Below are 13,686 nucleotides of genomic sequence, written 5' to 3'. Positions count from 1 at the left end.
GGCAGGGGCGTTTTGTGTGGCCGGGCGGGGGTGCTTCGGGGTGCAGGCGTACCTGGATCTGGCCGGTCTGCCCGATCAGGTGACCGTCGACCCGGTCAGGAAGACCTTCACGTTCTCCGGTTACCGCCCCGCGCGCCGCACCCTCGCCGTCCACCTGGCCAGCACCGTCATCGCGCCCGTTCCCGTCAAGGCCAGGGCCACGCTCACCGGGCTGCCGCCGGCGATCACCGGCATGGAGCTCGGGCCGTTCGACGTCGTCCAGGGCAACGGCGTGCGGGCCGGTTACCGGATCGAGCCGCCCGCCACCCTCGGCTCCCTGGACGTCCGTGCCGAGGTGGCCGGGCTGCGTGGGCATGTCGCCGTCGACCCGGTCCCGGCGGCGGTCGCGGTGGAGGGGACGTACGGCGCGAAGACCCGCATCCGGGTACGGAACTCCGCCCCCGTCAAGCGGCTCACCGCCCGCGTCACCGTGCCGGGGACGGGCAGCGGAGAGCTGCGTTTCGGCGACGTCCCGGCCGTGTTCGGCGTGGACGCCGACGCCTCGGCGGCCGGGCTGAACGTGCCCGCCGTGACCTACCGCGCCGACCGGGGAACGCTCGACGGCCGCCTGACCGTGGACGGCCGCCTGGCGGACCCGGCAGGACGCCTCGGCCGGATCTCGCTCGCGGTCACCGACCTGGCCGCGGACACCACGATCAGGCAGAACCCGGACCAGTCCATCGACCTGGTGTCCAAGCCCGCCCCGACCGGGCGGATCGAGGTGCGCGCCGGGCTGGCGATGCCCCAGGTGCCCAGGCAGTCCGTCGCGATCGCGCGAGAGGTGCCGTACACGAAGGGGTTCCTCACCTATCACGTCGGCGGCACGTTCGGGCTCGGGCCGAGTTCGATCGAGGACGTGTCGCTGGCGGTGCGCGGAATGTCATGGCTGCGGGTGCGTCCGGGGAGGATCCCGTTCGGGCTGAAGGCGCCGCCCGCGCTCGGCTATCTGGCCCCGGGCTTCGAGGGCGCGTACGACCGGCTCGACCTGGCCGCGTCCGGCGTGGACCTGCGGCCGGACGTGTCGCTGCGGCTCAAGCTGAGCAGAAAGCTCGGCGCGGACGTGTTCGCCGACGCGCTACGCCTCACGCCCACCGACTCGCTGGCGCCGCGCCGCTACGACCAGCGCATGCGGCCGATCGGCGCCAGGCAGGAGATCTCGGCGGCCGGCGTGCGCCTGGCCTGCCTGACCGTGGCCACCCGCCCAGGTTTCACGGCAGCCGGGACCCGCACCGGTGCGATCTCTCTGCGTGGCTCGGACGGACCCCAGATGGTGTCGTTCCTGGACCCCGGCGACCAGGTCCCCGACTACGCGGTGGACCTCGTCACGCACCTCATGTCCCCGTTCCCCGGCGCGTCCTGGAAGGTGTCGGACGCGAAGGCGGGCGCGTGCCGCTGACCGGGTCAGTGCAGGGAGCGGCCCAGCCGGAGCCTGACGCGGCCGCCGTCGCGCACGGTCTCGCGCACCGTCCAGACGCGTTCGTCCACGACGGTGCCCCGCGCGGTCATGTAGCCGCCGACCCTGAGCACGGGACGTCCGGTGTCGTCGGCGAGCAGCTGCACGCGCGACTCGGAGTCGTCGGCGAACAGGATGAGGAAGTCGTCCGTGCCGGCGGGGGCGTCGAGGACGATTCCCGGATACAGGTGGGAGTAGGGGACTTCGATGACACGCTCGCTCAGTTCGCTCATCTGAGCACGACTACCCCGCAACGGGACGACTATCGACCGCCGCCCACGCCACGGATGGAGAGGGTCGTAGCGGACATCAGGCGAAATGGGGTGAAATATCACCGTTCCTCGAGAGTATGGAGACCCCTGTGGCCCTGTTCGACCTGCCGCTCGACCAATTGCGCGGCTACCTGCCCGACCGCGACGAGCCCGCCGACTTCGACGACTTCTGGGCACGCACGCTCGCCGAGGCCGCGCAGCACGACCTGGCCGCCGAATTCGTCCCGTACGACCTGCCGTACAGCACAGTGGACGTGTTCGACGTCTCCTACGCCGGATGGGGCGGCCACCGGATCAACGGCTGGTTCCTGCTGCCCCGCGACGCGCGGGGCCCGGTGCCGTGCGTGGTGCACTACATCGGCTACAGCGGCGGCCGCGGCTTCCCGCATGACCACCTGCTGTGGCCGTCCGCCGGGTACGCCGTGCTCGTCATGGAGACCCGCGGCCACGGCGGCGCGAACCCGGGACGTCCCGGCGCCACCGGCGACCCGGGCGCGGGCGCGCACCCGCACGCCGACGGCATGATGACCCGCGGCATCCTCGACCCGGACGACTACTACTACCGCAGGGTCTTCACCGACGCCGCTCGGGCGGTGGACGTGGCCATGGCACACCCGGCCGTGGACGAGACCCGCGTCGTCGTCTCCGGCGGCAGCCAGGGCGGCGGCATCGCGCAGGCCACCGCGGCGCTGCGTCCCGAGGTCAAGGCGGCGCTCATCGACGTGCCGTTCCTGACCCACTTCAGGCGCGCGGTGGAGATCACCGACCGTGACCCGTACCAGGAGCTGGTCCGCTTTCTGGCCACCCGCAGGGAGAGCGCCGAGCAGGTGTTCCGGACCCTGGCCTACTTCGACGGGCTGAACTTCGCCGCCCGCGCCCGGGTGCCCGCGCTGTATTCGGTGGCGCTGATGGACCTGGTCTGCCCGCCGTCGACGGTCTTCGCCGCCTACAACCACTGGCAGGGGCCGAAGGAGATCACCGTCTGGCCGTGGAACGGGCACGAGGGCGGCAGCGGCTTCCAGATCGAGGAGCAGCTCCGCTACCTGCGCAAACTCCTCGCCGACAGCTGAGGGCTACCTGCGCGAACTCCTCGCCGACGGCTGAGCGCTACCTGCGCGAACTGCTCGCCGACGTCGCCGACGGCTGAGCGCAGCCGGGGCCGCCGGTCCGGTACGCGTCTCCGCACCGGACCGGCGACGGCCCGCCATGACCTGTGGCCGGTTCAGCGGGCGGGGGCCGCACCCTGCTCGGTGACCAGGAACGACACGCTGCCCTGGTCGTCGGCGCCGGCGTCGAGCGATTTGTCCTCCAGTACGGTCGCGGCCACGGGGTCGAGGTAGACCCTCGCGCCCTCCGACTCCACCACCGCGTCGGCCGGCTCCGGAGCGGTGGCCAGCGAAAGAGTGAGCGAGTTCGCGCCCTCGCCGTCGGACGCGATGCGGACCCCGCTGCGGGCCTGCTCCGGCGCGCCCGCCGTCAGATCGCGAATCGCCTGGGCTGCGTTGGCTGTCAGGGTGAGCACTACGGCTCCTCCTCACGGTCGACGTTCAGAAGTTGCCAGCCCTTCCCCCTCTGGCCCGGTCCAATCCTCCATCGCGCATTCTTTACCGAGGACGCCGAGGATTCCGCCGCCAGGCCGCCCGCCCGGAGTCTCCGATCTTCCCCCGCGGATCGGCACGAGCCGCCACAATGGCCGCATGGACTACGCGTCCGAGAGGCAGGCCATGGTGGCGCGGCTGCGCCGGCGTCAGGCCGTCAGCGACCGGGTCGCCGCCGCGATGCTCGCGGTGCCGAGGCACCTCTTCCTGCCCGGCGTCGAGCCGGAGTCCGCGTACGAGGACGTGCCCATCGTCACCAAACGCGACGAGCAGGGCCGGCCGATCAGCTCCTCCTCCCAGCCGTCGATCATGGCGACCATGCTCGACCAGCTCGGCGTCGAACCGGGCCACCGGGTGCTGGAGATCGGCGCGGGCACCGGCTACAACGCGGCGCTCCTCGACCACCTGGCCGGTCCCGAGGGGCACGTGGTCACCGTCGACATCGACCAGGACGTGGCCGAGCGCGCCAGGGCGCACCTGCTGGCAGCCGGGCGGCCGCGGGTCGAGGTCGTCCTGGGCGACGGGGGACAGGGGCACGCCGCGCGGGCGCCGTACGACCGGCTGATCGCCACCGTCGGCGCGTGGGACCTCGCGCCCGCCTGGGCCGGGCAGCTCGGCGCGGGGGGACGGCTGGTCGCGCCGCTCGACCTGCGCGGCATGCAGGTGTCGGCGGCCATGGAACGCGACGGCGACCACTGGACGAGCCGATCGGTCGCGCCCTGCGGCTTCATGCGCATGCGCGGCCCGTTCGCGGGCACGGAGACGATGCTCGTGCTCGGCCCGGGCACCGAGCTCATGCTCGAACTGGCCGAGCCGCGCGACCTCGGCGACCTCGGCGCCGCGCTCGACGCCGCGCCCGTCGACGTCGCGACCCGGGTGGGCGACACCGACGCGCCGATGCCCGCCGCTGTCGGCGCGGGCCTGTGGCTGGCGCTGCGCGACCCGCGCTGGTGCATGCTCATGGGCAAGCTGGACGGCGGTTACGGGATGAGCATCGGGCTGGCGGAGCGCGACAACCTGGCGTGGCTGACCTCGCGGCAGCCGATGCTGGCCCGCGGCCACGGCCCGGACGCCGCCCGCCTCGCCGAGGACCTGGCCGCGCACGTCGCCGACTGGGACGAGGCCGGCCGCCCCGGAGCCGACGACCTCCGCATCGACGCCTACCCGACCGGCACCCCGGTGCCCGAGGGCGTCGGTCTGACCGTCCGCAAACGCCACACCACCCTGGTCGTCACCTACCCCTGAACCCCGCCGCCGAAGGACGTGGAAGAAATCGGTGCGGGGCCTGTCCGGAATCCCGGCGCCCGTTCGTCACCATGGTGAAACGCCATCGACGTGAGGAGCGCGCAGCCATGAAGTACATGATGTTCGTCTGCACCGACCCCGAGCCCGACGCCGACCAGGAGAACTGGCCGGACATCGAGGCGTGGGTGGCCGAGAACGACGCCCGCGGCCGCCGGGTGCGCGGCGCGGTGCTGGCGCCGGAGTCCGCGGCGACGACCGTCCGGGTGCGCGCGGGGGAACTGATCCTCTCGGACGGCCCGTTCGCCGAGACCAAGGAGGTGATCGTGGGCTTCGACCTGCTCGAATGCGAGAACCTGGACGAGGCGATCGAAGTCGCACGCACGCACCCGATGGCCCGGGAGGGACGGCTGGAGCTGCGCCCGTTCGCCGACTTCGAACAGTGAACGACGAACTGGAGGCCGGCGACCGGTGAACGACGACGATCTGGAGTGCGTGGCCGCCGATGCCTACCCGCGCATCGTGGCCGCGCTGATCCGGGTCACCGGCGACTGGACGCTGGCCGAGGACTGCGCCCAGGAGGCGCTGGCGCTGGCCGTGCAGCGGTGGCCGGCGGAGGGCGAGCCGGACAACCCCGGCGGCTGGCTCATGACGGTGGCGCGCAACCGCGCGATCGACACCCTGCGCCGCGCCTCGACCGAGCGCCGCAAGCTGGCCGAACTGGCCACGCTCGCCTCGCGCGGCCGGGACGGCGACGCGCCGGCCGCGGGGGAGGGGGCGAAGGAGGAGGAAGAGGTCGTGGACGATCGGCTGAGGCTCATCTTCACCTGCTGCCATCCGGCGCTGGCGCTGGAGTCGCGCGTAGCGCTCACCCTGCGGACGATCTGCGGGGTGCCGACCGCCAGGATCGCCCGCGCCTTCCTGGTCACCGAGGCGACCATGACCCGCCGGCTGACCAGGGCCAAACGGAAGATCGCCGAGGCCGGCATCCCCTACCGGGTGCCGGCCGGTCCGGCGCTGGCCGAGCGGCTGCCCGGCGTGCTCGCGGTGCTCTACCTGCTGTTCACCCAGGGCTACAACGCCGGCGGCGAACCGGCGTTCGCCGCGGAGGCGATCCGGCTGGCGCGGCTGCTGCGCCGCCTCATGCCGGGCCAGGGCGAGGTGACGGCGCTGCTGGCGCTCTTCCTCCTGCAGCACTCCCGGCACGCCGCCCGCCAGGACGCCGAGGGCAACCTGCTGCCCCTCGACCGTCAGGACCGCTCCCGCTGGGACCGCGCCGCGATCGCCGAAGGACTCGCCCTCCTCGCCGAGACCGCCACCGACGCCGACACCGCGCAGCTGACCGGTAGTGGGCCTTATGCGCTGCAAGCACGCATCGCCGCCTGTCACGCCACCGCCCCCGCCGTCTCCGCCACCGACTGGCCGGAGATCGCCCGTTGCTACGACGCCCTGGCGCGGATCCGGTCCACGCCGGTGGTGGAGCTGAACCGGGCCGTCGCGCACGGCTACGCGTACGGGCCGCGCGCGGGGCTGGCGTTGCTGGCGCACTCGCGTTCCGGCGGCGCGCTGGACGGGCACCCGCTGGCCATCGCCGCCGAGGCCGATCTCACCGCCAGACTCGGCGACCACGCACGAGCCGCGGCCCTGTTCAGGCAGGCGGCCGAGGTCGCGCACAGCGAACAGGAACGCCGCGCGCTGCTCGACCGCGCCACGGAAATCACCGGCCAAGGCGCGGACGCGCCCAGGTTCGGCGGGCTCCCAGGCCACGGCCACCACAACGATTACGCTGAGTAACGAAGGAGTTTCACTTTGTCATAGGACGACATATGCGTACACGTCTGACTCTCGTGCTGGCCGTCGCGGCCGCTTCCGTCCTGGCGGGCTGCGGGGAGAGCGCGCCCACCCACTCCGCCGGCCTGGCCAGTCCCGCCAGCCCGAGCGCCGCCGACCAGCCCTCCAAGGTGGACCGGGCCTGGCTGAAGATCATCCACGTGGGGAACCTGGCCGAGATCGAGGCCGGGCGGCTCGCGGAGAGCAAGGGCGCGAGCAACCAGGTCAAGTCCATCGGCAAGATGCTGGTCGACGACCACACCGAGCTCGACACCAAGGTCACCGAGGTCGCCGGCAAACTCGGCGTCCAACTGCCGGACGGGGTGACGGGCAAGCACGCCGCGGTCGCCAAGAGGCTGGCGAAGGCGTCGGGACGGGACTTCGACCAGGAGTGGATCGCCGCGATGACCAAGGCGCACACGGCGGCGCTGACCGCGACGAAGAAGGAGGCGTCGAACGGTTCGTCACCCTCCGTGGTCGCGCTGGCCAAGTCCGCGATCCCGGCCCTGGAGGATCATCTGGCCGCCCTGCAGAAGGCCGGCTGACCTCGCCCGGCAAAGCGGACGGAAAGTCAAAAAACGTACAGACGGCACAGAAAGTGGACTGACAGCGTCACGACAGGACGAGGCGGGGCAAAAACTGCCTACGCTAGGTGTGCGATTGCAGTCTCCCGGGGTATTTGTCCTCTTTGAACCAGGACGAACAAACGGGGGGATCGTCGTGGCATTGCAAACAGAGATCCGCAACCTGCTCGACTGCCACGTGGTGGGGTCGGACGGTCAGCACATCGGCAAGGTGGGCCAGGTCTACCTCAACGACCGCTCGGGTGAGCCGGAGTGGGTGACGGTGCGTACAGGGCTCTTCGGAACGAAACAGACGTTCGTCCCGCTGGCCAACGCGCGCCGATCGGGGGAGGAGATCCGCGTCCCCTTCGACAAGGAGATGATCAAGGGCGCGCCGAACATCGACGTGGACGGCCGCCTGTCCCTTGAGGAGGAGGCCGACCTCTACCGCTACTACGGCATGCAGCCGTCCAACATCCCCACCCAGCGCAAGCCCGAGCAGGGCCGCGCGCAGGCGGGGGAGCGCACCGGCGCGGAACGGCGCGGCCGGGCCACCGGCGATCGCGACATTGACATCACCAGGTCGGAAGAGCAACTGCACGTCGGCAAGGAGAGCAGGGAGACCGGCCGGGTCAGGCTGCACAAGTACGTCGAGACCGAGGACGTGCAGCAGAACGTGCCGCTCTCGCACGAGGAGGTCACCATCGAGCGCCGGCCCATCAGGGAGGGCGAGCGGGTGACGCCGCACGAGATCGGCGAAGAGGATGAGGAGATCATCCTGTACGAGGAGCGCCCGGTCGTCGGCAAGGAGACCAAGCCGGTCGAGCGCGTGCACGTGCACAAGGAGAAGGTGGAGCGCCAGGAGACCGTCCGGGGCCAGGTTCGCAAGGAACGGCTCGAGGTCGACGAGGACGGTTCCGTCCGCAACCAGGACGACATTCCGCCCGAGCGGTGAGCCCGCGTGTGACGGGGGACGCCCCCGCGCGCGTCCGGCCCGCTCGGAACGGTGAGACCGCCCGGATCGGAGTGCGGTGAGACCGCCGGGGATCTGGGCGCGTTCCGCGCGCACGGACGCCGCGGCCGGGTGAGCACGTCCCCGGGGATCCGATGTGCGGTCTCGGCGGGGGCGCTCTCAGGGCGCCCCCGTCACGCGCCTTTCGGGGCACCTACATCACGCCCCTCTCGGGATGCCCCCTCACGCGCCTCTCGGGGCCACCCACATCACGCGCCTCTCGGGGGGGCCCACGTCACGCGCCAGGCAGCACCTGTTCGAGCAGTGCGATGGCCTCGCCGGCCACGATGCCGTAGAACGGGTTGCTGAACGCCGTCACCGCCATCGCCACCGCGTCGGGCAGGTGGTCGACGTCGCCGATGTTGTCCGGCAGCACCACGAACATGCCGATGACGATGAGGAACCCGGCCACCGACTCCAGCGGCACCCAGCGTCCCATCCGCTCCACCAGGCCGAGGCCCGTGATGACCGTCATCAGCCCGAGGAACAGCACCACCGAGACGACGGGCAGGTCGGTGCCCGCGGTCGGCGACGGGGTCGGCTCCATGGGCGCGCCGCCGAACAGGCCCGCCGCCAGCGACGCGACGCCGTCCACCAGGAACACCTCGTCCAGCCGCGGCTCGGTCCCGGCCAGCTCGGAGTTGACCGAGTCGTAGGAGACCACGGTGCCGACGCGCAGCGCGAACAGCGACAGCGCCCCCACCAGCACGGGCCGCGAGACGATCTCGCGCCAGTCGAACGGGATCAGCCGCGGCCTCTCGATCTCGGGCGCCTCTTCCTCCTCGGGCTCGTCGCCCAGCCGCGGCCCGAGGAACCTGGCCACCAGCGCCCCGGCCACGATGGCGGCGACCACGGTGACGGCCAGGTCGTCGGTGAGCAGGAACGCCGACACCCCGGCCACGGTCGAGGCGATGCCGGTGGCCTTCCTGTCGCGGATGTAGCCGACCCCGGCCGCGGCGAGCATGATGCCCACCCCGGCGATGGCGCCGGCGATCACCCCCTCGTCGAACAGCTCGATGAGCGGCTCGTACAGCCCGAGCAGGCCGAGCACCGCGGTGGGCAGCGCCGACAGGACCACCACCCAGTAGATCTGGGGCGCCCGCTTGACGCTCTGGGTGGCCACGGCCACGGACTCGACGGTGAAGTTCAGCGGCGTGATCACCCGGGTCACGGCCGTCAGGACGGCCGCGACGGCGAAACCGATCGCCATGGCCCGGGCCCTGAACCCCTTGCGTACCGCGTAGAGTCCCTCGCCGAGCCCGTCCGCGCACATGCCGAGCGCGGCGAGGATGGCGGAGAACACTACGCGCCGTCGCCCCCGCCGGTCTCATGGTCGTCGATCTCGCGGGCCCGCGCGGTCTGCGGCGCGCCGCTCCTGTCGCGGCCCAGCTTGCCGGCGCTGACCGAGGCCGCCAGCACGTCGCAGATCAGCCGCACCCCGAGCAGGGACGTCACGTCCGAGGTGTCGTACGGCGGCGACACCTCCACCACCTCCATGCCGAGCAGCCCCTCCGCGGCGAAGCGGCGCACCAGCTTGAGCGCCTCGCGCGGGTACAGCCCGCCGGGCTCGGGCCAGCCGGTGCCCGGCGCGAAGCCGGGGTCGACCGCGTCGATGTCGAACGACAGGAACACGCCTTCCGCGCCGTTGCTCCAGGCCACCTCCAGCGCCAGGTCGGCCACCGCGTCCAGGCCGTGCTCCTCGACGTCCTCGACGGTGATCACCACCGAGCCGCCCTTGCGCGCCTCGCTCACGCCGGGCCTGGGCACCTGCCAGCCGCCGATGCCGATCTGCACGAGATTGCCCATGTCGAAATGCAGCTCGTGCGCCGCCCAATACCACGGAGTGGTGTGCATGCGTTCGTCGAGATCGCGTTTCTGGGTGTCCAGGTGCCGGTCGAAATGAATGACGCCGATTTTCTTGCCGAACGCGTTCATCACGCCTCTGGCGGTGGGGAACCCGATCGAGTGGTCGCCGCCGAGTATGACCGGGAACACGCCGTTGGACACGATGTGCTGAATGGCCTTGGTGATCTGGTCGAAGGCCTTCTCCAGATTGGCCGGAGTGATGAAGACGTCGCCCACGTCGACGATGTCGAGTTGTTCCCGCAGATCCACGCCCTGCTCGTAATAGTAAGGCGAGTAGAGCGCGGAGATGCTGCGCATGCCCTCGGGCCCGAAACGGGGTCCTGGCCGGTAGGTGGTGCCGGTGTCGAGCGGCACGCCGACCACCGCGACCTCGTGCTCGCCGACCAGATTGACGTCTTCCAGATAAGGCGTCTTGAGAAACGTCTTGATGCCGGAGAAATGCGGGACCTCGCCGCGCTGGAACGTCGAGGCGAGTTCCTGGTCCTCGATGGAGTCGGCCGGCGGAAGTCCCAGGCGATGCATTCGCCGAAGCTCCTCCTGGTACCTGCGGTCGGTCAGTTCGTCCTCGAGGCGTTTCGCCTTCTCGCCGCGGAGGTCCTTCGGATCGATGCCCATGATTGGTCTGTGGACGCGAACCGGAAAAGCACAACGCGCGGGCGGGCATGGATTGCGGAAAGGTTCAGTCGGAGTACAGCTCGATCTCGTTGAGCAGGCTGCACGAGCGCCCGATCTCCGCCTCGCAGCCCGCCGTCGGCAACGTGACGATCTTGATCTGGCGGGTCCGCCCGGTCAGCGGCGTGTAACGCAGCGCGTAGTCGGCCCGGTCGCGGACGGTAAGCACCGGCCGGCCCCACCGCCCGTTCCGCCCGGCGAGATACACCTTCGCACTCGCCGGATGCCCGGGACGCAGGCTGAGCCCGATCCTGGTGAGATCCTGCGGCCGGTCGAAACGCAGCACGTAGGTGCCGCGCCCGGCCGCCACCGCGCTCGACCAGTAGCCGGTGCTGCCGTCGAAGGCGGCTTCTGGGCGCGAGCGCGGCCGTTTCGCGCTCGTCCAGCGCAGGTCGGTGTCGATCCGCAGCTCGCCGCGCCGATGCAGGGCCGCCAGGTCGAGCCTGGCCCCGGGGTACGGGTCGACCACGGTGAACAGCCGCCGCTTGATCGCGTACCAGCCGCCTTCCTCAAAGCGTCCGTGGTCGGGGCAGGCGCTCTCGTTGAGCTCGCCGTCGGGCCCCACGCCGGGCAGCTTGCAGTTGTCGAACACCTGGATCAGCCGGTCGCGGCCGACCGCGGCGATCCCGGTGTAGCCGGAGGAGCCGTGCGCATCGTACCTGCCGTCGCGGTTGTGGTAGCTCACCCGCTGCTGCCGCCAGCTCTCGCCGATCCCGTCGGGGGAGATCGCGAGCCAGTTGTCGGGACGCCCGGCGCTCAGCACCAGCACCCCGTTCGGCATCAGCAGCAGCCGGGGCGCCACGCCGCGCACCACGCAGTCCTGGCCGGCGAAGCGCAGCGGGCGCACCGGGGTCCAGGTGCGGCCGCCGTCGTGCGAGCGGCTCTGGTGCAGGGTCGCGTAGCGGCCGCCCTCGCCGCGCAGCACCGCGAGCAGGCTGCCGTCGGCGACCTGGGCGACGGCCGCCTCGTTGAAGGGACGTCCCTGGTCGGGCGGGGCGATCACGCCGCGCCTGGTGAACGTCCTGCCGCCGTCGGCGCTGGCGTACAGCTCGGCCTGGAACGTTCCAGGAAGCCGCGGGTCGGGGTTGCGGTACTGGGCGTAGGCGGTGATCAGGATGGTGCCGTCGGCGAGCTGGATCGGACGGCCGTGCGCGGCCCCGCCGCCGGCCAGCTCACCGGGCGTGGTCAGCGTCGCGGTGGCGTGCACCCACCCCTCGGCGCTGTCCAGCACGTCCGCGGCCTGAGACGAGCCGGCGGCCTCATCAGAGTCCCCGGCCTCCCGCGAGCCGCCGGCCCCGCGCGCGCCGCCGGTCTCGTGCGGGTCGGCGGTCAGTACGCCGAGCCGGGCGGTGTGCGGGCCGGTCCTGCGCAGGTAGTACTCGGTGGCGAACAGCCGGCCGTCGCGCAGCTCGATCGGCGGCTCGCGCAGCGGCGTCCCGGTCATCGGCCCGAAGGTGCGGCCGCCGTCCGAGGAGACGGCCGCGCCGCTCGTCAGGGTGGCGACCTTGTCGATGTTCGTGGAGAACGTGGCGATCAGTTTCACCGCCGGGACCCCGCCAGGCCCGAGCACGTCGAAGCCCGCCACGTTCGGGAAGCCCGCGAACTCCAGCCGCTGCTCAGGCGTCGGTTCGCGGGCCGCGGGCCCTGGGTTGGGATGGACCCAGGCGGGCTGAGGACCCGGGGCGGTTAGGTAAGTGTCACCGGGACCGGGTGGGTCGGAGTTGTCGGGGAGCACGCAGTAGCCGTCAGTGGCGTGAGCTGGGCTCGGGACGCCAGTCAGGCCTGAGGCCAGGCACGCGGCGGTGAGCATCGCCCTGGGCAGCAGCATCGCCGGCTCCTCGGGTTCACGGGTTCTCCGCCTCCGGACTTTAGATCATCGAGGCCGCCCGCACCCGCATTCACCTGCGCGTCGTCGTCGCGCCGTGCCGTGCCGCCGGGGCGTACCCGGCTGGGCGGGCTGGCACACATACTCGATTCGTAAAGTGACAGTTGACAGAAATCCGGGATCTGGCGAGGATCAAGCGCAATAATTAAGTGTCAATTTACGTAGCGGGTGAAGACGGGGCTGGGATGGAGGTGGCCGGAGATGAGCATCGAGCCGCGGGCGAGAGTGGCACCAGAACGGGTGCTGCCGATCCGTGAGGGACCGGTGGCGCCGGAGATGGCCCGCCAGCAACGGGTGGTGCAGCGCATCTGCGCACGAGCGTCCGGCATGGACGTCGGCGTCGAGGAACTGCCACCCGGCGGGCTGCAGGTGTGGATCGACACCCTCGAACCGATCGGGGAAGAGGAGTCGTGGGTCCTGCACCACCGGATGGCCAGGGAGGTGTCACTGGTGGGCTGGCACTGCGAGGCCGACGCGGGCCGCCTGCTGGTGCTCGGCTGGAGCGCCGCCTGCCTGCACCACCGCGTCCGGCTGCTGCAGAGCGGGCTGCGCAGGCTCGCCGACTTCGAGCAGACCGCCAGGCAGGCCGTCGAACTGGCCGGTCAGCGGCCTGAGGACCGGCCCACGGCGCAGGTCGTGACCGCCACCTGCGCGGCCGTCGAGGACCGGCTGCGCTGGCCGCACCGGCTGGCCGAACTCGGCGACTTCGACCGCAGCTCCGCGCTGCCGCACCTGCAACTGCTGCTCGCGCAGGTCATGGGCCTGGAATCGCGGGTGGCCCAGGGCTGCGAAGAACACCTCGTGATGGCGCGGGTGCTGTCCAGGGCCGTGTGCGAACGCTACGGCGAGCACCGCGACCTCGACAGAGCCCGGCGCGACGTGCTGAGCGAGACCCGCCGGTGGGTCCACGCCAGCTCCATGATCCGCGGCTCGGCCACCGCACGGCCGAGCTCGGCGGCCCGCCCCCAGATGAGCCTGACGGAACGCCGCATCGCCGCCAGCGTCATCAACCACGGCGCGCCGCGCACCATCTCGACCCCGCCAAGATCCTGGTAGGAGACAAGCGCCATGCGAACCCCCCCGAGGCACCTGCCCGCCCGCCAGAACCGTGAGCCCCGCGACACCTCCTCGGAACGTGCCAGGCGCCACCCGTACGGCGTCGAACTGCACGAGGTCCCCCTCCAGCGCGCGCCGCGCGGCAGCCTCGACTTCCCCCTCACCCCGCCCGCCGACGACCAGGTCTCCGTCCCGGCC

The 13,686-nt window shown here is 71.7% G+C and carries 14 protein-coding genes; 9 read left to right on the top strand and 5 right to left on the bottom strand.

Annotated elements, in window-relative coordinates:
* The coding region (locus HII36_RS47995; protein ID WP_173530071.1) for a hypothetical protein at positions 1-1,435 on the top strand (1,435 nt) is incomplete at its 5' end.
* 5 nt (positions 1,436-1,440) lie between these two features.
* Here the strand turns inward: HII36_RS47995 and HII36_RS47990 are convergent.
* Positions 1,441-1,725 (bottom strand): hypothetical protein, encoded by a 285-nt coding sequence (locus HII36_RS47990; RefSeq protein WP_173530070.1) that lies wholly within the window; start codon positions 1,723-1,725, stop codon positions 1,441-1,443.
* 128 nt (positions 1,726-1,853) lie between these two features.
* On the opposite strand from HII36_RS47990, the gene HII36_RS47985 reads away from it, so the two are divergent.
* Positions 1,854-2,834: an acetylxylan esterase gene (locus tag HII36_RS47985; protein WP_173530069.1), complete on the top strand. Its 981-nt coding sequence runs from the start codon at positions 1,854-1,856 to the stop codon at positions 2,832-2,834.
* A gap of 152 nt (positions 2,835-2,986) precedes the next feature.
* Here HII36_RS47985 and HII36_RS47980 read toward each other — a convergent pair whose 3' ends face one another.
* The gene (locus tag HII36_RS47980) at positions 2,987-3,286 is read right to left on the bottom strand and encodes an iron-sulfur cluster biosynthesis family protein (protein ID WP_173530068.1); all 300 of its coding nucleotides are present in this window, start codon (positions 3,284-3,286) and stop codon (positions 2,987-2,989) included.
* Between the two features lie 175 nt (positions 3,287-3,461).
* On the opposite strand from HII36_RS47980, the gene fxlM reads away from it, so the two are divergent.
* From fxlM to HII36_RS47955, 5 genes are all read left to right on the top strand, one after another.
* Positions 3,462-4,607, top strand: coding sequence for a methyltransferase, FxLD system (gene fxlM / locus HII36_RS47975; protein ID WP_173530067.1), 1,146 nt, complete (start codon positions 3,462-3,464; stop codon positions 4,605-4,607).
* 107 nt (positions 4,608-4,714) lie between these two features.
* A complete protein-coding gene (locus HII36_RS47970) occupies positions 4,715-5,050 on the top strand; it encodes a YciI family protein (RefSeq protein ID WP_173530066.1) in 336 nt (111 codons plus the stop codon).
* 25 nt (positions 5,051-5,075) lie between these two features.
* A complete protein-coding gene (locus tag HII36_RS47965; protein ID WP_173530065.1) occupies positions 5,076-6,398 on the top strand; it encodes an RNA polymerase sigma factor in 1,323 nt (440 codons plus the stop codon).
* A 32-nt stretch (positions 6,399-6,430) separates the two neighbouring features.
* Entirely contained in the window at positions 6,431-6,979 is a 549-nt protein-coding gene (locus tag HII36_RS47960; RefSeq protein ID WP_173530064.1) for a DUF4142 domain-containing protein, read from the top strand.
* A 175-nt stretch (positions 6,980-7,154) separates the two neighbouring features.
* Positions 7,155-7,952 carry a DUF2382 domain-containing protein gene (locus HII36_RS47955; RefSeq protein ID WP_173530063.1) on the top strand — a complete coding sequence of 266 codons (798 nt, stop codon included), beginning with the start codon at positions 7,155-7,157 and terminating at the stop codon, positions 7,950-7,952.
* A 292-nt stretch (positions 7,953-8,244) separates the two neighbouring features.
* On the opposite strand, the gene HII36_RS47950 is transcribed toward HII36_RS47955, so the two are convergent.
* From HII36_RS47950 to HII36_RS47940, 3 genes are all read right to left on the bottom strand, one after another.
* On the bottom strand, positions 8,245-9,312 hold the full coding sequence (locus tag HII36_RS47950) for a solute carrier family 23 protein (RefSeq protein WP_173530062.1): 1,068 nt from the start codon (positions 9,310-9,312) through the stop codon (positions 8,245-8,247).
* Entirely contained in the window at positions 9,312-10,490 is a 1,179-nt protein-coding gene (locus HII36_RS47945) for an agmatinase family protein (RefSeq protein ID WP_173530061.1), read from the bottom strand. Before HII36_RS47945 ends, HII36_RS47950 begins: the two co-directional genes overlap by 1 nt.
* 64 nt (positions 10,491-10,554) lie before the next feature.
* Positions 10,555-12,375: a sialidase family protein gene (locus tag HII36_RS47940; protein ID WP_173530060.1), complete on the bottom strand. Its 1,821-nt coding sequence runs from the start codon at positions 12,373-12,375 to the stop codon at positions 10,555-10,557.
* Positions 12,376-12,633: 258 nt separating this feature from the next.
* Here HII36_RS47940 and HII36_RS47935 point away from each other — a divergent pair, with 258 nt between their 5' ends.
* Both HII36_RS47935 and HII36_RS47930 read left to right on the top strand, forming a co-directional pair.
* Positions 12,634-13,488: a hypothetical protein gene (locus HII36_RS47935; RefSeq protein WP_173530059.1), complete on the top strand. Its 855-nt coding sequence runs from the start codon at positions 12,634-12,636 to the stop codon at positions 13,486-13,488.
* 12 nt (positions 13,489-13,500) lie between these two features.
* Positions 13,501-13,686: hypothetical protein (locus tag HII36_RS47930; RefSeq protein WP_173530058.1), on the top strand; the 186-nt coding region annotated here is incomplete at its 3' end.

The sequence above is a fragment of the Nonomuraea antri genome (assembly GCF_013283785.1).
Lineage (GTDB): Bacteria > Actinomycetota > Actinomycetes > Streptosporangiales > Streptosporangiaceae > Nonomuraea > Nonomuraea antri.
The sequence above is the reverse complement of the archived record's forward strand: the minus strand, read 5'-3'. Positions and strand labels throughout refer to the sequence as shown.